General features: G+C 70.9%; 16 protein-coding genes. 13 read left to right on the forward strand and 3 right to left on the reverse strand.

Annotated elements, in window-relative coordinates; translation table 11 throughout:
* Positions 1 to 37: 37 nt before the first annotated feature.
* From ACFU8V_RS07110 to ACFU8V_RS07120, 3 genes are all read left to right on the forward strand, one after another.
* Positions 38 to 625 carry a TetR/AcrR family transcriptional regulator gene (locus ACFU8V_RS07110; protein ID WP_025103887.1) on the forward strand — a complete coding sequence of 196 codons (588 nt, stop codon included), beginning with the start codon at positions 38 to 40 and terminating at the stop codon, positions 623 to 625.
* 34 nt (positions 626 to 659) lie between these two features.
* A complete protein-coding gene (locus ACFU8V_RS07115) occupies positions 660 to 1334 on the forward strand; it encodes an alpha/beta fold hydrolase (protein ID WP_029989394.1) in 675 nt (224 codons plus the stop codon).
* Between the two features lie 74 nt (positions 1335 to 1408).
* Entirely contained in the window at positions 1409 to 2398 is a 990-nt protein-coding gene (locus ACFU8V_RS07120; protein WP_338565650.1) for a methyltransferase dimerization domain-containing protein, read from the forward strand.
* A gap of 87 nt (positions 2399 to 2485) precedes the next feature.
* Here ACFU8V_RS07120 and ACFU8V_RS07125 read toward each other — a convergent pair whose 3' ends face one another.
* Positions 2486 to 3829: an amidohydrolase gene (locus tag ACFU8V_RS07125; protein WP_378870037.1), complete on the reverse strand. Its 1344-nt coding sequence runs from the start codon at positions 3827 to 3829 to the stop codon at positions 2486 to 2488.
* A 164-nt stretch (positions 3830 to 3993) separates the two neighbouring features.
* Here ACFU8V_RS07125 and ACFU8V_RS07130 point away from each other — a divergent pair, with 164 nt between their 5' ends.
* On the forward strand, positions 3994 to 5436 hold the full coding sequence (locus tag ACFU8V_RS07130) for a glyceraldehyde-3-phosphate dehydrogenase (RefSeq protein WP_378870040.1): 1443 nt from the start codon (positions 3994 to 3996) through the stop codon (positions 5434 to 5436).
* A 98-nt stretch (positions 5437 to 5534) separates the two neighbouring features.
* Positions 5535 to 6578 (forward strand): winged helix DNA-binding domain-containing protein, encoded by a 1044-nt coding sequence (locus tag ACFU8V_RS07135; RefSeq protein ID WP_378870043.1) that lies wholly within the window; start codon positions 5535 to 5537, stop codon positions 6576 to 6578.
* 92 nt (positions 6579 to 6670) lie between these two features.
* Here ACFU8V_RS07135 and ACFU8V_RS07140 read toward each other — a convergent pair whose 3' ends face one another.
* Positions 6671 to 7756: a histidinol-phosphate transaminase gene (locus tag ACFU8V_RS07140; protein WP_378870046.1), complete on the reverse strand. Its 1086-nt coding sequence runs from the start codon at positions 7754 to 7756 to the stop codon at positions 6671 to 6673.
* A 142-nt stretch (positions 7757 to 7898) separates the two neighbouring features.
* On the opposite strand from ACFU8V_RS07140, the gene ACFU8V_RS07145 reads away from it, so the two are divergent.
* The 5 genes from ACFU8V_RS07145 to ACFU8V_RS07165 are packed head-to-tail and all read left to right on the forward strand — an operon-like array spanning position 7899 to position 12983.
* Entirely contained in the window at positions 7899 to 8867 is a 969-nt protein-coding gene (locus ACFU8V_RS07145) for a PDR/VanB family oxidoreductase (protein WP_378870049.1), read from the forward strand.
* A 16-nt stretch (positions 8868 to 8883) separates the two neighbouring features.
* Positions 8884 to 10086, forward strand: a complete 1203-nt coding sequence (locus ACFU8V_RS07150; RefSeq protein ID WP_378870052.1) for a Rieske 2Fe-2S domain-containing protein — start codon at positions 8884 to 8886, stop codon at positions 10084 to 10086.
* A 1-nt stretch (position 10087) separates the two neighbouring features.
* Entirely contained in the window at positions 10088 to 10606 is a 519-nt protein-coding gene (locus ACFU8V_RS07155) for a hypothetical protein (RefSeq protein ID WP_378870055.1), read from the forward strand.
* Positions 10603 to 11796 carry an amidohydrolase gene (locus ACFU8V_RS07160; RefSeq protein WP_378870058.1) on the forward strand — a complete coding sequence of 398 codons (1194 nt, stop codon included), beginning with the start codon at positions 10603 to 10605 and terminating at the stop codon, positions 11794 to 11796. The genes ACFU8V_RS07155 and ACFU8V_RS07160 overlap by 4 nt, the downstream gene beginning before the upstream one ends.
* A complete protein-coding gene (locus tag ACFU8V_RS07165) occupies positions 11793 to 12983 on the forward strand; it encodes a M20 family metallopeptidase (RefSeq protein ID WP_378870061.1) in 1191 nt (396 codons plus the stop codon). Before ACFU8V_RS07160 ends, ACFU8V_RS07165 begins: the two co-directional genes overlap by 4 nt.
* A gap of 30 nt (positions 12984 to 13013) precedes the next feature.
* On the opposite strand, the gene ACFU8V_RS07170 is transcribed toward ACFU8V_RS07165, so the two are convergent.
* Complete coding sequence (locus ACFU8V_RS07170; RefSeq protein WP_378870064.1) at positions 13014 to 13742, reverse strand: FadR/GntR family transcriptional regulator; 729 nt, start codon at positions 13740 to 13742, stop codon at positions 13014 to 13016.
* 122 nt (positions 13743 to 13864) lie between these two features.
* Between ACFU8V_RS07170 and ACFU8V_RS07175 the strand changes: the two genes are divergently transcribed.
* From ACFU8V_RS07175 to ACFU8V_RS07185, 3 genes are all read left to right on the forward strand, one after another.
* Positions 13865 to 15532 (forward strand): thiamine pyrophosphate-dependent enzyme, encoded by a 1668-nt coding sequence (locus ACFU8V_RS07175; RefSeq protein ID WP_378870067.1) that lies wholly within the window; start codon positions 13865 to 13867, stop codon positions 15530 to 15532.
* A gap of 1 nt (position 15533) precedes the next feature.
* Positions 15534 to 16973 carry an aldehyde dehydrogenase family protein gene (locus ACFU8V_RS07180; RefSeq protein ID WP_378870070.1) on the forward strand — a complete coding sequence of 480 codons (1440 nt, stop codon included), beginning with the start codon at positions 15534 to 15536 and terminating at the stop codon, positions 16971 to 16973.
* Positions 16974 to 17076: 103 nt separating this feature from the next.
* A complete protein-coding gene (locus ACFU8V_RS07185) occupies positions 17077 to 18645 on the forward strand; it encodes an ABC transporter substrate-binding protein (protein ID WP_378870073.1) in 1569 nt (522 codons plus the stop codon).
* The last annotated feature ends 1 nt before the right edge of the window (position 18646 follow it).

The following is an 18646-nucleotide window of genomic DNA, read 5'->3' on the forward strand; positions in this document are numbered from 1 at the left end:
GAACACGCCACACCCCGGACTCGGCCGGAAGGACGCCATGCCGAAGATCATCGACCACGACCAGCGGCGACGGGACATCGTCGAGGTGGCCAAGAGCATCATCCTGAAGGGTGGGTTCGAGGCGGCGACCATGCGCAGCATCGCCGCGGAGGCGGGCTTCGCGAACGGTGCGCTGAAGCACTACTTCCCCGGGAAGGAGAGCATCGTCGCGGCGACGTTCGAGACGATCCTGCAGCAGATGTCCGAGGGCGTGGAGGCCGCGGGGCAGGAGCCGGTGGCGGCGGACGACGCGCTGCGGGGCTTCCTGCAGGCCACCGTGCCGCGCGACCCGGAGCAGATCGCCGCGGGCCGGGTGCTCCTGGCGCTCTGGGAGTACGCGATGGCGAACGAGTCGCTGGCCGAGCTCTACCGCGGACACCTGGGCTCCTGGCGAGCCTCGCTCATCGCGCGCATGGAGGCGGCCCGCGACGAGGGGTCGATCCGCGATCAGGACTACGGCCCGCTGGCGGACGAGTACATCTCCGCGGCGGTCGGGGCGACGGTCATCAACCTCATGTACCCGGACGGCGACCGCATCGCCGACTACGAGAACTACATCGACCGGTTCCTCGCGCGGCTGCGCTGAGGGCGAGGGGCCGGTCCCGAGAGGACGGCCCGTCATGACCCTTCCCCCCGAACGACCCGTGGTGTTCCTGCACGGCCTCGCCTCGCGCGGCACGCAGGACTGGCCGGACAGCGAGTGGACGGCGGTGCTCGGCGACCGGCCGCGCCGGGTCCTCGACCTGCCGGCGCACGGCGACGCCCCCGGGCTCGGCGTCGTGCCGACCTCCGCGGTGCTCGACGCGCTCGCCGACGCGATCGGCCCGGACGAGGTCGACCTCGTCGGCTACTCGCTCGGTGCCCGGCTCGCGTGGGACCTCGCGCGGCACCCGGGTGTCACGGTGCGGCGCCTCGTGCTCGGCGGCCTCAGCGCGGGGGAGCCCTTCGCGCTCGTCGACCTCTCCGCCGCGCGGGCCGCGCTCGCCGGCGGACCGGCTCCCGTCGACCCGCTGACCGGGATGATCGTGCACATGGTGAGCCTGCCCGGCAACCGCCCGGACGATCTGCTCGACCTCATCGAGGGGCTCGCGACCGAGCCGTTCGCGCCCGAAGCCGGAGCGCCGGCGGTGCCGGTGCTGCTCCTGGGCGGCGAGGACGATCCGATGGCCGCGGGCATCGACGAGCTCGCCGCGCGGCTGCCGGACGTCCGGGTGCGGCGCGTCCCCGGCGATCACCTCGTGGCGTTGCACACCGCCGCGTTCCGCGACGCCGTGCGCGGGTTCCTCGCGGACTGACCTCCGCGACCGCCGCCCGGCCTCTTCCTGCCCTTTATTTCCCACGTTCGTAGACATACCGAAAGGCATCCGCCATGACCGACACCCCCACTCCCGATGCCGCCCGCATCCTCGACATCGCCACCGGCTACATGGCCGCGAAGCAGCTCTTCCAGGCCAGCCGCATCGGCCTGTTCGCCGCCGTCGCCGCCGGCGCCGACACGGCCGCGGCGATCGCCGAGCGCTGCGGGGTGAGCGAGCGGATCGCCCGGCTGCTCGCCGACGCCCTCGCCGCGAAGGGTCTCCTCGTCCGGACGGAGGGGCGCTACGCCCTGGCTCCCGACGCGTCCGCCTACCTCACGGGGGACGACGCGGTCATCGACCTCGCTCCGTTCCTGACGTTCCTCGACGAGATCAGCTACCCGCACTGGCTGCAGTTCGCGCACACGGTCGACACGACCGAGCCCGGCGACCTGCAGATGGACGACGCCCGGTGGGGCACGTTCATGGCCGGCGTCATGACGTACAACCGCCTGCACGCGCAGGAGTTCGGCCGGCTCGTCGACCTCGCCGGCGCGACGAAGGCCCTCGACTTCGGTGGCCTGTCCGCCGAGTTCGCCCTCGCCGTCATGGCGCGCAACCCCGAGCTGCACACGACGTTCGTGTACGCCCCGGGATTCGAGGACGGCGTGGCCGAGGCGGTCGCGGCCGCGGGTGTCGCCGACCGGGCTGCCGTCGAGGTGGGGGACACGGCGACCGCGGCCCCCGAGGGCGCCTACGACGCGGTGTTCGCCAACCACGTGATCCACCGCTTCTCCGCGGAGGAGAACGCGCAGATCTTCCGGCGGCTCCGTGCTTCGGCGGTCGACGGGGCGACGCTCACCGTGCTCGACTTCTTCCTCGACGACGATGACGAGCAGCGCGCGCTGGACGCCCTGCACGCGGGGGAGTACCTCGTGATCGACGGCACCGTCGTGTACCCCGAGTCGCAGGTCCGCGGCTGGCTGACGGACGCCGGATGGGCGGTGCGCGACACCGTCGCCCTGCCGGGGAGCCCGCGCGTGCTCCTGGCCACCGCGGTCTGACGACCGCGGTTCGAGACTGGTCCGAGGGGGATCAGAGGCGGGCGGCATGCGTGAACATGCCGCCCGCCGTTTTCGTGGGGCGGGTGGTCAGCCGCGCGCGAACACCGTGCGGCCGTCGACGATCGTGCGCTCGACCTGGAGGGCGGCGAACGGGCGCCCCGGGCTGCACGGATCCTCGTCGAGCACCGTGATGTCGGCGACCTTGCCGGGCTCGAGGGTGCCCTTCCAGCTCGCGGCGCCGTCCTGGATCGCGGCGTCGGCCGTCATGGTGCGCAGTAGCCGGCGCCGCGTCGCGGCGTCGTCCGCGCGGCCGTCGGCGGCGAGGAGGGCGAGGGACGCATCGAGGCTGGGGCGCCAGTCCGGCGTGGCGATCGGGGCGTCGCTGGTCACGGTGGTCAGCGCCCCGGAGGAGAGCATCTCGGCCAGCGGCCACGCGGCGGCGACACGGGCCTCGCCGAGCTGCACCGCCGCCCAGGAGTGCGTGTGCGCGGCGATGAGGGGCTGCACGGCGAAGCCGACGCCGAGGCGTTCCGCGCGACGGATCTGCGCGGGGGTCGCCAGGTCGCCGTGCACGATGTGGTGGGGCGCCGGCGGCGGAGGCGTCCGGCCGTGCCGTTCCAGTGCGGTCAGGAACTCCTCGATCGAGCGGTCGCCGGTGGCGTGCACCGCGATCTGGAAGCCGCGACTCGCAGCCAGCGCGATCATCTGCTGGAAGGCGCTGAGCGGATCCGCATCGCCGCGCGTGAGGAGGTGCCCGGTCGTCCCGTCGGGGTAGGGGTCCGACGTCCAGGCAGTGGCCATCGGCGGGATGCCGTCGGCGAAGATCTTCACCCCGGGGATCGCGAGCCAGCGGGAATCGGTCGACGGGGGCGGCACCGGGAGCCCGGCGGCGAAGTCGTCCAGGGAGCTCTCGCCGTCGATCGTCCCGAACAGGCGCAGCAGCGTGACGCGCGAGGTCTGCGCGCCCTCCCGGTGCAGCTCCACGTACGCGTCGAGCATGTCGGTGCCGAAGCAGCCGGTCTCGCCGTGGTCCTCTCCGGGGCCGATGCCCGGCTCCGTGTAGCTCGTGACGCCGAGCTCCGCGAGGAGGCCCCAGGCCCGACGCAGGGCCGCGCGTCGCTCATCGGCCGTGGCCACGAGGCGGCCGGTGGGCTGCTCCTCGGGCGTGGTGTCGGAGAAGAACAGGTGCGGCCAGCGCGCGCCCAGCCAGGCGGCGTGGAGGTGGGCGTCGTTGAGGCCGGGGATCGCGGTGCGACCGTCGAGCTGCACCACTTCGCGGGCCGAGAGGGCTTCGGCAGCGGCGTCGGTGGCGACGATCACCCCGTCCCGGACGGCGATCGCGGTGGCGACGGAATCGGTGGCGTCGACGGTGTGGATGCGGCCGCCGCGGACGAGGAGGTCGGCGTCGTCGCCGAGGAGTGCGCTGCTCATTATTCCACCAGTGTAGACGTAAAACTCTCGTGCACGGGAGGTCCCGTGCCGGCCGATTCGGCGCGCGGTTCCGCGGCTTGTACCCTGGACTCATCCCCCGAACACCCCGGCAACCTCGCGCGCGCCGGCGACCTCGGCGCGCGCTCACACATGCAAGGACGCAGATGAACGATTCCGCGGCACACCGCGACGAATGGACGGCGAGCGAAGAGCTGGCGGAGCGGATGATCCCGCTCATCGGGGCTCTCAAGCGCGAGCGCGACGTGGTCACCTCGTTGCACGGCCACCGCCTGCTCGGCCTCTCGGCGACCGGCCTCGTCGAGGTGCACGAGCGCGTGGCCCAGCTCGGGCACGAGCGCCTCGAGGTCGAGGACAGCCTGGCCGTGCTCGAGGGCATCCACGCCCTGGCCCCCGGCGCCTCGTCGATCGACGTGGCCCGCCTCGTGGAAGGGTACGCGGAGAGCGGCCGCCCGCTCGAGGAGTATCTCGCCGAGACCCTGGCGCCGGCCGTCGGCGCGGTCCCGGCATCGCCGACCGACGTCGTGCTCTACGGCTTCGGGCGCATTGGCCGCCTGCTGGTCCGCATCCTCATCGCGCACACCGGCGGCGGGAGCGGACTCCGGCTCCGCGCCATCGTCGTGCGCCGCGGCTCCGAGAACGATCTCGTCAAGCGCGCGTCGCTGCTGCTGCGCGACTCGGTGCACGGCCGCTTCGCGGGCTCGGTCACGGTGGACGAGGATGCCGAGCAGATCATCGCCAACGGCACGCGCATCCAGGTCATCTACTCCGACGACCCGGCCGCCGTCGACTACACCGCCTACGGCATCGACGACGCGATCGTCGTCGACAACACCGGCCGCTGGCGTGACGAGGCGGGACTCTCCCAGCACCTCCGCGCGAAGGGCGTCGCCCGCGTGCTGCTGACCGCCCCCGGCAAGGGCCCGCTGAAGAACATCGTGCAGGGCATCAACGACGACACGATCACCGACGAGGACCGCATCGTCTCGGCGGCGTCGTGCACGACCAACGCCATCACCCCGGTGCTCGCCGCGATCGACGAGGCCTACGGCGTCGTGAAGGGCCACGTCGAGACCGTGCACTCGTTCACGAACGACCAGAACCTCATCGACAACTTCCACAAGGGCGACCGCCGCGGCCGCTCCGCCGTGCTGAACATGGTCATCACCGAGACCGGGGCGGCGAAGGCCGTGGCCAAGGCCCTCCCGCAATTGGAGGGCAAGCTCACGGGCAGCGCGATCCGCGTCCCCACGCCGGACGTCTCGCTCGCGGTGCTGCACCTCACGCTGGAGAGCCCCGCCACCAAGGGCCAGGTCAACGACTACCTGCGCCGCGTGTCGCTGCACTCGAAGCTCCGGCAGCAGATCGACTACGTGGAGAGCCCCGAGGTCGTCTCCACGGACTTCGTCGGCTCGCACCGCGCGGGCATCATCGACGGCCTGGCCACCATCGCCGACGAGGACACCCTCATCCTCTACGTCTGGTACGACAACGAGTTCGGCTACTCCTGCCAGGTGATCCGGGTGCTGGAGACCATGGCGGGGTCGCACCCCGTCGTCCTCCCCGCCCGCCGCGAAGTCACCCTCTGACCGTCGACCCACCCCCTTCCGCTCGACCCGGCCCCCTGGGTGCGCACGCAACGGGCCGGGGCACGCGAAAGGGGGTGGGTCGCGGCATGATGAGGGGCATGAAGACCTCACGATGGCGGGAGGAGCGGCTGCGGTGGCAGGGGCTGACCGCGCCGGGGCGGGACGTGGTAGGGGCGGCGGCGCGGCTGCTCGCGGTGCAGAGCCAGGACTTCACGGCCGGACGGTGGGCGCTGGCCGTGCGGACGAAGGGCGATGTACGGCTTCGTGACGTCGACGCCGCGTTCGACCGTGGGGACCTCGTCCGGGCCTGGACCATGCGGGGGACGCTGCACACGATCCCCGCACGTGACCTCGGCTGGGCGCTGGAGGTCACGGCCGCACGACAGCAGCAGCAGGCGGCCTCCCGACAGCGGCAGCTCGGCATCGACGACGCCATGATCGACGCGGTCGTCCGGGAGCTCACGCCGCGGCTCCGTGACGGCGGCCTCACCAGGGGCGAGATCTTCCCGGTGCTCGAGGGCATCGGCATCGACCCCTCGGGCCAGCGCGGCATCCATCTGCTGTTCGCGCTGACGGTCTCCGGCGTGCTCGTGCAGGGGCCGGTCGTGCCGCGGGAGGGCATCACGCGGGAGCAGCGGTTCGTGCTCGCGGCGGACCACATCCGCGACCACGCCCACCCGGAGCACCCGCTGGCCGAGCTGTTCGTCCGCTACGTCGAGGGACACGGGCCCGCCGGGGTCGCGGACTTCGCGTGGTGGTCGGGGCTGACGCTCGGGCGGTCCCGGGAGGCGGCGGAGCGGGCGGCGACCAGGGTGAGCGAGGTCGAGGACGGGGTCTTCGTCGGACGCACCCCGCCCCGGCGCGCGGCGGGCCGTCCGTCCGTGTTCGCCCTCGGAGCCTTCGACGAGTACTACATCTCCTACGCCGACCGCACCGTCGTCTGCGCTCCGGAACACCTCGCCGCCGTCGGCCCGGGGAAGAACGGGATGGTCCGGGCGACCGTGGTGGAGCACGGCCGCGTGATCGGCTGCTGGACCCACGCCGCCGCCGCCCACACCACCCCTCCGGCTCTCTTCGAGCCACCCGAGGACCCCGCCGCCGTCACCGCCGCCCTCGCCCGCTTCGCCGCGTTCCTCGCCTGACCCCTCGTCGACCCGCCCCCTTCCGTGCCTCCCGGCCCCCTACGCCCGCGCGTAACGGGCCGGGGCGGACGCAAGGGGGTGGGTCGACAGTGTCACTCGCCGGCGAGGGCAGCGATCGCGGGTGCCAGGGCGATGAGGCGGTCGTTCGCCTCGGTCTCGGCGACGGTGGCGCGAAGGCCCTCCCCGGCGAACGGGCGCACCAGCAGGCCGTTCTGCTCCAGGAGCGCTGCAGCCGCGCTCGTCGCGGCGCCGAGCGGCAGCCACACGAAGTTCCCTCTGCTCTCCGGAAGGGGGAGGCCTGCGCGGGCGAAGGCGGCGAGGACGCGCCGCCGCTCGGTGACCAGCTCCGCAACCCGGCGATCGAGCTCGTCCTCGGCCCCGAGCGAAGCCACCGCCGCGGTCTGTGCCAGATCGGTCACTCCGAACGGGATCGCGACCTTGCGCAGCGCGATGCCCAGCTGCTCCGGTGCGATCGCGTATCCCACACGCAGGCCGGCGAGGCCGTACGCCTTCGAGAACGTGTGGGCCACGGCGACGTTCGGGTACCGGCGGAAGTACTCGATACCGACGGGAGAGTCGGCGCGGTCGTTGAACTGCACGTACGCCTCGTCGATCACCACCACGATGTGATCGGGCACCTGTGACAGGAATCGGTCGAGGTCGGCGTCCCCGACGGCCGTTCCGGTCGGATTGTTCGGGTTGCACACGAGGATGAGGCGGGTGCGGTCCGTGATGGCGGCGAGCATGGCGTCGAGGTCGTGGCGGTGCTCCGTGGTCAGCGGCACCATGACCGGTACTGCTCCGGCGGCCCTCGCGAGCATCGGGTACGCCTCGAAGGAGCGCCATGCGAACATCACCTCATCGCCCTCACCGGCCGTCGCCCGCATCAACTGCGACACGACCTCGACCGACCCGCTGCCGAGCACCACGTTGACCGGCTCGACGCCGAAGCGCGTGCACAGCTCGCGGGTGAGGGTGGAGGCTGCGGTCTCGGGGTAGCGGTTGATGTGCGCCAGCGCGTCGGCGATCGCGGCGGTCACCGAAGGTAGCGGGGCGTAGGGGTTCTCATTGGAGGAGATCTTGTAGACGGGCCCGGTGGTCTCGGCCTGCGGTGCCGCCTTGCCCGGCTTGTAGCCGGGGATCGCGTCCAGATCTCCCCGCAGTCTCAGCTCCGACATCCGATGGCCCTTCTCTCGTTGCGCTCCGGGACCGTGTCCGTTTGACAGGCCCGCGCGGACTTCATACTATCGCAATTGAATATAAAGAATGTTGTCATTCTGATCCGCGGCGATCGGATGCGATGGAAGGAGCGGAGCGACGGTGCCCCACACTGCGGTCGATTCCCCGGACCAGCGGCTCACTCTGCGCGTGCGCGCCATGCGTCAGGAGGCGCGGGACGTGCTGTCCCTCGAACTGGACGATCCCACCGGTGCTGACCTGCCGGCGTGGGAACCGGGCGCCCACATCGACCTCCGCTTCGCGAACGGCGTCGAACGCCAGTACTCGCTGTGCTCCGACCCCGACGACCGCACCGCCTGGCGCGTGGCGGTGCTCGCCGAGAGCCCGAGTCGCGGGGGCTCCCGCTACGTCCACCAGACGCTGCGCGTCGGCGACCCGGTGACAGCCTCCGGCCCCATCAACCACTTCGAGCTCATCCCCGCAAGCGAGTACGTGTTCGTGGCGGGCGGGATCGGCATCACCCCCATCCTCCCGATGGCCCAGGCGGCCACCCGACGCGGAGTCCCCTGGCGCCTGGCGTACCTCGGCTCGGCGGGGGAGCGCATGGCGTTCCTCCCGGCGACGCAGCTCGTGGGCGGCGAACTGCTTCTGGTGCGCGGCGACATCGACGACCGGCTCGATCTGGAAGCCTGGATCGGCACGCCGACCGCGGAGACCGGAGTGTACGCGTGCGGTCCGGAGCGCATGCTCGACGCGCTGGAGGAGATGAGTGCCGCATGGCCGCGCGGCGCGCTGCACGTCGAGAGATTCCAGGCGAAGACCTTCGGTGAGTCGCAGGGGGCCGAGTCATTCGAGGTGGTGGCCAGCCGATCCGATCTCGTCGTCACGGTGGACCGCGGCTGCAGCATCCTCGAGATGCTCGAGAGCGCGGGGATCGGCGTGCCCAGCTCCTGCCTGGAGGGCGTGTGCGGCACATGTGAGACGGCCGTCGTCGACGGTGCGCCGGAGCACCGCGACTCAATCCTCACCCCTGACGAGCGTGAGAGCAACGAGACGATGATGATCTGCGTCTCCCGTTCGCTCGGCGATCGCCTCGTCCTCGACATCTGACAACGAACGGAGCCACATGGACACCGGAACCGCATACGGGCTGCGACTCGGCCAGCCCCTCAACGAGCTCGCCCAGGTCGGTCCTGGCACCCCGTACGGCGAAGTGCTGCGCCGCTACTGGCACCCGGTCGCGAAGGTGGAGGACGCGACCACGCGCCCGGTCTCGCTACGGGTGCTGGGCGAGGAGCTCGTGCTCTTCCGCACACGGAAGGGCAAAGCGGGCCTGCTGCACCCTCGCTGCATCCATCGCGGGGCGTCGCTGTTCTACGGCGGAGTCGAGGACGAGGGCATCCGCTGCTGCTATCACGGCTGGGTGTTCGACACCGAAGGGCACTGCCTGGAGCAGCCGTGCGAACCCGACCTGGGCCTGCACCGCGACCGCGTGCGGCAGCCCTGGTATCCCGTCGAGGAGCAGTACGGACTGATCTGGGCCTACATGGGCCCACCGGACAAGAAGCCCGTGCTGCCGCGGTACGACACCCTCGAGGCGCTGGCCGCCGACGAGCAGCTCATCGTGAACGACCAGGGGGTGGGGGGAGGCGGTCCGGCGCAGCTCGACTTCAACTGGCTGCAGCACTGGGAGAACGTGATGGACCCCTTCCACGTGCCGATCCTGCACGCGAGGTTCAGCGGGAACCAGTTCACGCCGGAGATGGCGCTCATTCCTGAGGTCGAGTACGAGTACACGCCGCTGGGCGTGCGCAGCATCCAGATGCGCGACCTCGGCGACGGTCGCCAGCTGCGGCGCGTGACCGAGGTGATCTTCCCGAATCTGCGCGTGGTCGCCAGCCCGAAGCTCGCCTCGGGTCAAACGAACATGATCGGGTGGGTGGTGCCGATGGACGACACGAACTTCCGTATCTTCACGGTGGCGCGCGACAGCGATCCCGACTTCCTCGCCAAGCTGCGGTCCACGCACGAGGGGAAGCCGTGGAAGGAGCTCACCGACCTCGAGCACCAGCGCCTGCCCGGAGATTACGAGGCGCAGAAGTCGCAGGGGCCCATCTCGCTGCACTCCGAGGACCACCTGACCACCACCGATCAGGGGATCGCGATGATTCGTCGCATGATGGCCAAGCAGCATCGGGCAGTGGCCGGCGGCGGCGACCCGGTGGGGGTCTTCTTCGATGAATCCGAGCGGCTGATCCGTATCGAGGGCGGCAACTACTTCGAGGGTGCTCCTGACGCGCCTCTGCTCGCCGACGCCGTGGACGACTGACATGGCCAAGTACACGGCGCGGCCACCCGGCGGGGATCGTCCGGTGCTCGTCCTGGGGATCAGCGACGTGGTCGTGATCGAGGGCGAGCCCGCCGTGCCCGTGAGCGTGCACCACTTGTCCGCCTGGGGGCGCTGGGTGCGCGACGTCGCGATCCCCGACGCTGCGGCGCAGCGACTGCACGAGCTGGCCGAGCACTTCGACATCGTCTGGGCGTCGGAATGGGGGCATAACGCGCACACCGCGTTCCGTGAGGCGCTGGAGCTGCCGGAGGAACCGTGGCCGTTCCTGCCGGTGCAGTTCGACAAGCTCGCCCACATCCGTCGATACGCCGGAGGGCTGCCGTGGATCTGGGTGGACGATCCGCTGGTGGACCTGAGTGGCGAGCCCCCGGAATGCGACGACGGCATCGTGGTGCGGGTAGACCCGGCGGCGGGCATCCTCAGTCTGGACGTCGACGATCTGCAGGAGAAGACGCGGGAGCTGATGCGACGCCGCACGAACGACGAGGAGAGAGCATGACGGACGCGGTCGCGATCGTCGGAGGTCGGGTCGTGACCGGCCTGGGCCAGGAGTTCGACGGCGGCACCGTGCTGCTGTCCGACGGGCGCATTGATGCCGTCGGGTCGGACCTCGCGGTGCCGGGCGGTGCCAGGGTGCTCGATGCCACCGGATGCTGGGTGCTGCCCGGCCTCATCGATCCGCACAGCCACATCGGCGCGCATGAGGAGGCCAACGGTCCGGCCGGGTTCGACGGCAGCGAGGTCTCGTCGCCGGTGACCGCGGGGGTGCGAGCGATCGACGCGATCAACATCGAGGACAGCGCGTTCCGTGACGCGCTCGCCGGAGGCATCACCGCTGTGGTCGTGAAGCCCGGATCGGGCAATCCGATCGGCGGGCAGAGCGTCGCCATCAAGACGGCCGGCGGACGGTCGGTCGATGAGCGGGTGATCCGTGCCGCGCTCGGCATGAAATCGGCGCTCGGCGAGAACCCCAAGCAGACCTACGGGGAGCGCAAGCAGCTGCCCTCCACCCGGCTCGGCATCGCGCTCGTCATCCGGCAGGCGCTGCGAGACGCCCAGGACTATGCCGCGCGCCGTGACAAGGCTCATGCCGACGGCACGCCGTTCGCCGTGGATCTCGGGAAGCACGCACTCACCCAAGCGCTCGACGGCACGCTCACGTGGGAGCAGCACGCGCATCGGCATGACGACATCGCGACGGCGCTACGCATCGCCGACGAATTCGGCCTCCGGCTCGTGCTCAACCACGGCACCGAGGCGCACAAGCTCGCCGGTGTCCTCGCCGAACGCGATGTGCCCGTGATCTACGGGCCCATCCTGTCAAGCCGCTCCAAGGTGGAGGTGCGCGAGGCTGACCCCGCGAACCTCGCCGCGCTCGCCGCCGCGGGCGTACGTGTCGCGCTCACCACCGACCACCCCGTCGTGCCGATCGGTCTGCTCGCGATGCAGGCGGCCGTGGCCGTGCGGGCCGGGCTGGCGAGGGAGACCGCGCTCGCCGCGATGACCTCGACCGCTGCGGCGATCGCCGGCATCGACGACCGAGTCGGCGCGCTGGAGCCCGGCAGGGACGCGGACGTGGTTCTGTGGACCGGAGACCCGCTCGACGTCGCCTCGACCGTCCGGGAGGTGCTCATCGAGGGCCGCACGGTGTACACCGCACCGTTCGCGCCGCGAGAGGAGAACGGATGACGCTGCGCGACGACGCCGTCGGAATGCAGTCGGACCTGGTGGAGCTGCGCCGTCGGCTGCACCGCATCCCCGAGCCCGGCTTCGACCTGCCGCTCACACAAGGCGCCGTGCTCGACGCGCTCGACGGTCTGGGGCTGGAGATCACCACCGGATCCGACCTCAGCTCGGTCACGGCCGTGCTGCGCGGTGCGACCGAGGGGCCGTCCGTGCTGCTGCGCGGTGACATGGACGCCCTCGCCATCGTCGAGGAGACCGACCTCGACTACGCGTCGACCAATGGGGCGATGCACGCCTGCGGGCACGATCTGCACGTCGCCGGGCTGGTGGGAGCCGCACGTCTGCTGGCGGCCCGACGCGACCGCTTAGCCGGTTCTGTCGTCTTCATGTTCCAGCCCGGCGAGGAGGCCGGCGGGGGTGCTCCGCTCATGATCCGCGACGGCGTGCTCGACGCTGCGGGCTCACGGGTCGAGGCCGCATACGGTATCCACGTCGGGCCGGGGGAGCGCGGCGTGTTCCAGCTCAAGGCCGGCACGATCATGGCGGGGGCGAACGTGCTGCGGGTGCGCGTGCACGGACGCGGAGGGCACGGGTCGCGGCCGCAGCAGGCCGTGGACCCGGTACCGGTGGTGGCCGAGCTGATCCTCGCGCTGCAGGCGTGGGTCACTCGCCGTGTCGATGTGTTCGACCCCATCGTGCTGTCGGTCACCACGCTCTACGCCGGGGAGATCACGAACGTGATCCCGGACGACGCCGGCTTCGCGGCAACCCTGCGCACGCTGTCCGAGAAGTCGATCGCGCACGCGCAGGCCGAGCTCCCTCGGCTGATCGAGCGCGTCGCCGCGGCGCACGGCTGTACGGCTGACGTCGAGGTGATCATCGGCTATCCGGTCACGGTCAACACGGCGGCCGAGACGACGGCCGCTGCCGCGGTGCTGCGGTCGGAGTTCGGCGCCGACCGGGTCGAGGAGATCACCGTCCCCTGGATGGCGTCGGAGGATTTCTCCTTCGTGCTTCGCGAGGTGCCGGGAGCGTTCCTGTTCTTGTGCGCGACCCCGCCGGACGAGGACCCCGACGACATCCCGATGAACCACTCTCCGCGCGCCCGGTTCGACGACGCGGTGCTCGGAGACCAGGCTGCGGCCCTCGCCGCCCTCGCCTGGCGCCACGTGGGGGTCGGGGACGCCTAGATCAGCGGTGCGGATCTCGGGCGCGGTTCGTCACCGCCCGAGTGTGCGGTGGTCCAGCACGGCCTTGCGGCCGACCTCCACGTCACCGGAGCGGATCGCCTCGATGAGGGCCTGATGGATGTTCAGGCGTTCGTCCGTGTCTTGGCGGAAGCCAGGGACGGCCAGGGCATCGTCGGTCGCCGCCCCCGCGGTCTCGCCCTCGATGTAGTCGACGAGGTTCAGGTAGAACGTGCGCAGGACGGCGTTGGGGGAGATCTCGGCGATGCGCCGGTGAAGTCGCCAGTTGCCGTGCAGGCCCTCGATGGGGTCGTGCCAGTGCTCCACGAGATCCGCCATCACGGCTTCGAGGTCGGCGATGTCGGCGTCGGTGCGGTTCTGCACGGCGTCGTGCATGACCGCCTCGTCGAGCGCGTCGAGCACCTTGATCACGTCGTTCACCGGAGCACCGGTTTGCCGCAGACGCAGCACGGAGTGGGCGAGGCGGATCAGCGGCGATTGGTCGGCGACGAAGATGCCACCCCCGGGGCCGGGGCGCAGATCGACCGAGCCGCGGGCCCGCAGCACCCGCAGCGCTTCGCCGAGCGTCGCAGGGGCCACACCGAACTGCTCGCACAGCTCCTGGCGAGTACCGATGCGGTGGCCGGGCTCGAGGCCCTCGGTCTTGATCATCGCTTCGACTTCGGTGACCACACGGTCGGCGACGGACTGCGCTGGCGCGACCCGCTGGAACGTGCGCGCTTCATCCTGAGTGGTGGTCATGACTCACATCCTAAGGAGCGCGCGCAGCGCTGCGGCGCTGGTTCTGGGCGATTCCTCTATTTGCGCTAATTGAATGTATCTAATACAGTCAATCTCGCTATCCTACTCACGAGAGGAAACAGATGACCGACCCCACCGGTGGCGATCTGCTCGCAGACTCCCTCATCAACCAGGGCGTCTCACGGATCTTCGGCATCCCGGGCGTTCAGCTCGATGCCGCCGCAGACGCCCTCCACTCCCGCACCGACCAGGTCGACTTCATCTGCGCGCGCAACGAGCAGGCCACCACCTACATGGCCGACGGGTACGCGCGGAGCACCGGCGACGTCGGCGTCGCGATGGTCGTACCAGGCCCCGGGGTGCTGAACGCTCTGTCGGGACTCGCGACGGGGTACTCGGCCAACTCGCCGATGCTCCTCATCGCCGGCCAGATCGACTCGCAGGCCATCGGTCGCGGGCTCGGCGCCCTCCACGAGATCCCCGACCAGACGGGGATCCTGCAGCGCCTCACGAAGTGGACAGGCGCTGCTCGATCCGCCGACGAGATCCCCGGACTCGTGCGCGAGGCGTTCACGCAGCTCCGCAGCGGTCGCCCGCGCCCCGTCGCGCTGGAGGTGCCGCCCGATGTGCTGGCCGCCACGTCGCGCACCGCTGCCGCGGAGCTCGTGGCCGCCGCGCCTCTCGCTCCGGACGAGCGGCAGATCCGCGAAGCGGCCGCCCGCCTGCTCGCGGCGAAGCGTCCGATGATCGTCGTCGGCGGGGGAGTGCTCGCTGCGGACGCGTCGGTCGCGCTCCAGGCCCTCGCCGAGGCGCTGGAAGCTCCCGTTCTCATGACGGAGAACGGCAGAGGCGCGCTCGACGCCCGCCACCGTCTGGCGTTCGACTCCCTCGCCCTCCGGGCGTTCCGCGAGGACGCGGACCTGGTGCTCGCCGTCGGCACGCGCTTCGTCTCGACGTTCGGCACCCAGGTCGACACGAACGGCGCCCCCGTGATCCTCGTGAACGCGGAGGCTGCCGACCTCGAGGGTCCACGTGTCGCCGCGCAGACGCTGCACGCCGATGCCCGCCTCGCCCTCGCCGCGCTGGCCGCCGAGGTCGGCACCCCGACGCGGGACTCGCGGGAGAGCGAGTTCGCGCGCGTGCGCACCTGGCTCGCCGAGCAGTTCGCCGACATCGCCCCGCAGCGCGAGTACCTGTCCGCCATCCGCGTCGCGCTCCCTGAGGACGGCGTCTTCGTGAGCGAGTTCACGCAGGTGGGCTACGCCGCCAGCGCCTGCTATCCGGCGTACCAACCGCGCACCTACATCGGCCCCGGTTACCAGGGCACGCTCGGCTATGGCTTCGCCACGGCTCTCGGCGTCAAGGCGGCCGACCCCGACCGCGCCGTCGTGTCGGTGAACGGCGACGGCGGCTTCTCGTGGACGCTGCAGGAGCTGTCCACGGCCAAGCGCTACGGTCTCGGCCTCGTCACGATCGTGTTCCACGACGGGTTCTACGGCAACGTGCGCCGCATCCAGAAGAACCGGTACGGGGCTCGCTACTTCGCCAGCGACCTCACCAACCCGGACTACGGCACGCTCGCCGAGGCGTTCGGCATCCGCTCCGCACGGGCGACCACCCCGCAGGAGCTCTCGGGGGTGCTGGCCGACGCCGTGCCCGCGAACGAGCCGATCCTCATCAACGTGCCCGTCGGCGAGTTCCCCTCGCCGTGGCACCTGATCCACGAGGGTGTGCCGCGCCCGGCGCCGCTCGCCCCCGACGCGCATCTCGTGCGGCAGGCGGGGGTCTGACATGGTCATCGGGCACGACATCGCCGGCATCAGGGAGGATGCCGCAGGGCAGGCCTCGATCGATGTCGTCAGCCCGGCCGACGGCATCGTGATCGGTGCCGTCGTGGCAGGCGGCCCTGCCGATGTGGATCGTGCGGTGGCTGCGGCCGCGGACGCGTTCGGCACCTGGTCGACGACGCCGATGTCGCAGCGGATCGCTCATGTCGAGGCGCTCGCCGAGGGGTTGGCGCGCCACCGTGAGCTGCTCGCTGCGACGTTGAGTGCGGAGATGGGGTCGCCGATCGCGTTCGCGCGCTCCGCCCAGGTGGGGGTCGCGATCGCCGACCTCGCCCGGCTGGTCGAGGCCGCCCGCGCGCACGTCGAGCGCGAGGCGGTCTCGAACTCCCTCGTGGTCGCAGAGCCGGTAGGTGTGGTCGCCGCGATCACGCCCTGGAACTTCCCCCTGCACCAGATCATGCTCAAGGTGGGCGCCGCGATCCTCGCCGGCTGTACCGTGGTGCTCAAGCCGAGCGAGGTCGCGCCGCTGAACGCCGCGATCGTGGGCGACATCCTCCGCGAGACCGGGCTGCCGGCCGGCGTCGTGAACATCGTGCACGGCGACGGTGCCGGTGTCGGCTCGCCACTGGTGGCGCACCCCGGCGTGGACATGGTCACCTTCACGGGTTCGCGTCAGGTGGGGGAGCAGGTGGCGCGCGCCGCCGCCGCGACCATCAAGAAGGTCGCGCTTGAGCTCGGGGGCAAGTCGGCGGCGATCGTGCTCGACGACGCGCCGCTGGACGACTCCGTGCGGGGGGTGCTCGCCTCGTGTTTCGCGAACGCCGGACAGACCTGCGCGGCGCAGACGCGCGTGCTGGTGCCGGAGGGCATGCGGGAGGCGTGGGAGCGCGCGGCCGTCGAGGCCGCGGCGGGCTGGGCTCCCGGCGACCCGCGTGCGGAGGGGACGGCCACCGGTCCGGTCGCCTCGGCGCTGCAGCGCGAGCGGGTGCGGTCGCACATCGAGACGGCGATCGCCGAGGGTGCGCGCGTGCTGACCGGCGGCCTCGATATCGTCGAACCGACGGCGGGCGGCGCCTACGTGCAGCCCACGATCTTCACCGATGTGACACCCGACATGAGGATCTTCCACGAGGAGGTCTTCGGTCCGGTGCTCACGATCACTCCGTACGCCACGGTCGATGAGGCTGTCGACCTGGCGAACGACAGCGTGTACGGCCTGTCGGGCGGCGTGTGGTCGAGCGACCCTCGACGCGCCCTCGAGGTAGCGCTGCGCATGCGCACCGGCACCGTCGGCATCAATGGCGCCGGGCTCGACGTGGGGGCTCCCTTCGGGGGGTACAAGCAGTCGGGCGTCGGCCGGGAGTGCGGCGTGCACGGGTTCGAGGAGTTCCTCGAACTGAAGTCGGTGATGGGCGCCGCCGCCCTTCTCGACGACCACTCGTGACCGGTAACAAACTCGAAACACCGCCGACACGAGGCGATATAGAGCAATTCATAATATTCAATAAGTGGGACCCGCCCGAGGGTTCTGTGAAGAGAGGACACCCATGAGACGCAGCATCGTAGCCGCGGTCGTCGGCGTGACGGCACTCGCCCTGACCGGCTGCGCCGGCGGGGGAGACGGGTCGGGAGGCGGAGCGGTCGAGAAGGCCACCATCGCCATCGCCGCCGACCCGGGTTCGCTCAACCCGATCACGAACGCGACGCAGGCGGGGCAGGAGGTCTCGGCCTACCTGTACGAGACCCTCATGTCGTTCGCCCACGGCAAGGACGCCGAGGGCCTGCTCGCCGAGAGCTGGACGGAATCGACGACCGAGGTGTCGTTCGTGCTGAAGGAGGGGATCGTCTGCACGGACGGCTCCGAGCTCACCGCCTCCGACGTCAAGGCCTCGTTCGACTACGCTGCAGACCCCGAGACAGCATCGCCGTACTCCGGCGTCTACTTCCCCGCCGAGGGCCTGACCGTCGAGGCTGACGACGCCTCGCGCACCGTCACGTTCACCAGCGCGCAGCCACAGAGCTTCCTGCTCAGCAACATCGGCCAGATGCCGGTCGTGTGCGCGGCGGGTATTGAGGACCCCGCGTCGCTCGACACCACCCCCGTCGGCACCGGTATCTACACGCTCGAGGACTCCTCGCCCGGGCAGACCTACACGCTCGCCCTGCGCGACGACTATACGTGGGGTCCCGGCGACGTCACGAGCGACACCGAGGGGCTGCCGAAGACCGTCGAGCTGGAGGTCGTCGACACCGAGCCCACGCGCGCGAACATGCTCCTGTCTTCCGAGATCAACGTCGCCGAGGTCGGCGGCACGGATCGCGACCGGCTGGAGAGCGGCGATCTGTTCACGATCGACGTGCCCGCCCGTCCCGGCCTGATGTTCTTCAACCAGTCGGAGGGACGCCCGACCAACGACCTGCTGGTGCGGGAGGGCATCGCCGGCGGCATCGACCGCGACGAGGTCGCCTCGGTCTCCACTGGTGGTCGCGGCGAACTGATGACCTCGCTCGTCTCCTCGTTCACCGCGGTGTGCGTCGGGGCGGATGCCACCACGTCGCTCATCGGCTTCGACGCCGACGCGGCAGCCGCATCGCTCGACGACGCCGGCTGGACCGTGGGCGCCGACGGCGTGCGGGAGAAGGACGGTGCGAAGCTGGAGCTCACCTTCGTCTACCCGTCCACGGAGGCGCAGTCGGTCGTGGCCGGCATCGAGCTCATCCAGCAGCAGCTGGGCGAGATCGGCGTCGAGGTCACTCCGGCACCGTCGTCGTCGTACACCGACGTCATCTTCCAGGGCGGCGACTGGGACCTCATCTGGGCCCCGATCTCCACCACGCTGCCCTCCACCTGGGCAGGCATCCTCTCGGGTCCGTTCCCCCCGAACGGCGGCAACTGGACGTACAACACCAACCAGGAGTTCTTCGACCTGACGGCCGAGGCGCAGCAGCTGGCCGGCGATGACAGCTGCGACGCGTGGACTGCCGCGCAGGCCTCGGCGATCGCTAACCTCGAGGTGATGCCGTTCGCGGAGTCCACGAGCACGATGTACGGAGCGGGCGTGAAGTTCGAGGTCACCACCAACGGACTGCTGATCCCGACGAGCCTCCGAGGCTAGG

The sequence above is a fragment of the Microbacterium sp. NPDC057658 genome, assembly GCF_042799975.1.
GTDB lineage: Bacteria > Actinomycetota > Actinomycetes > Actinomycetales > Microbacteriaceae > Microbacterium.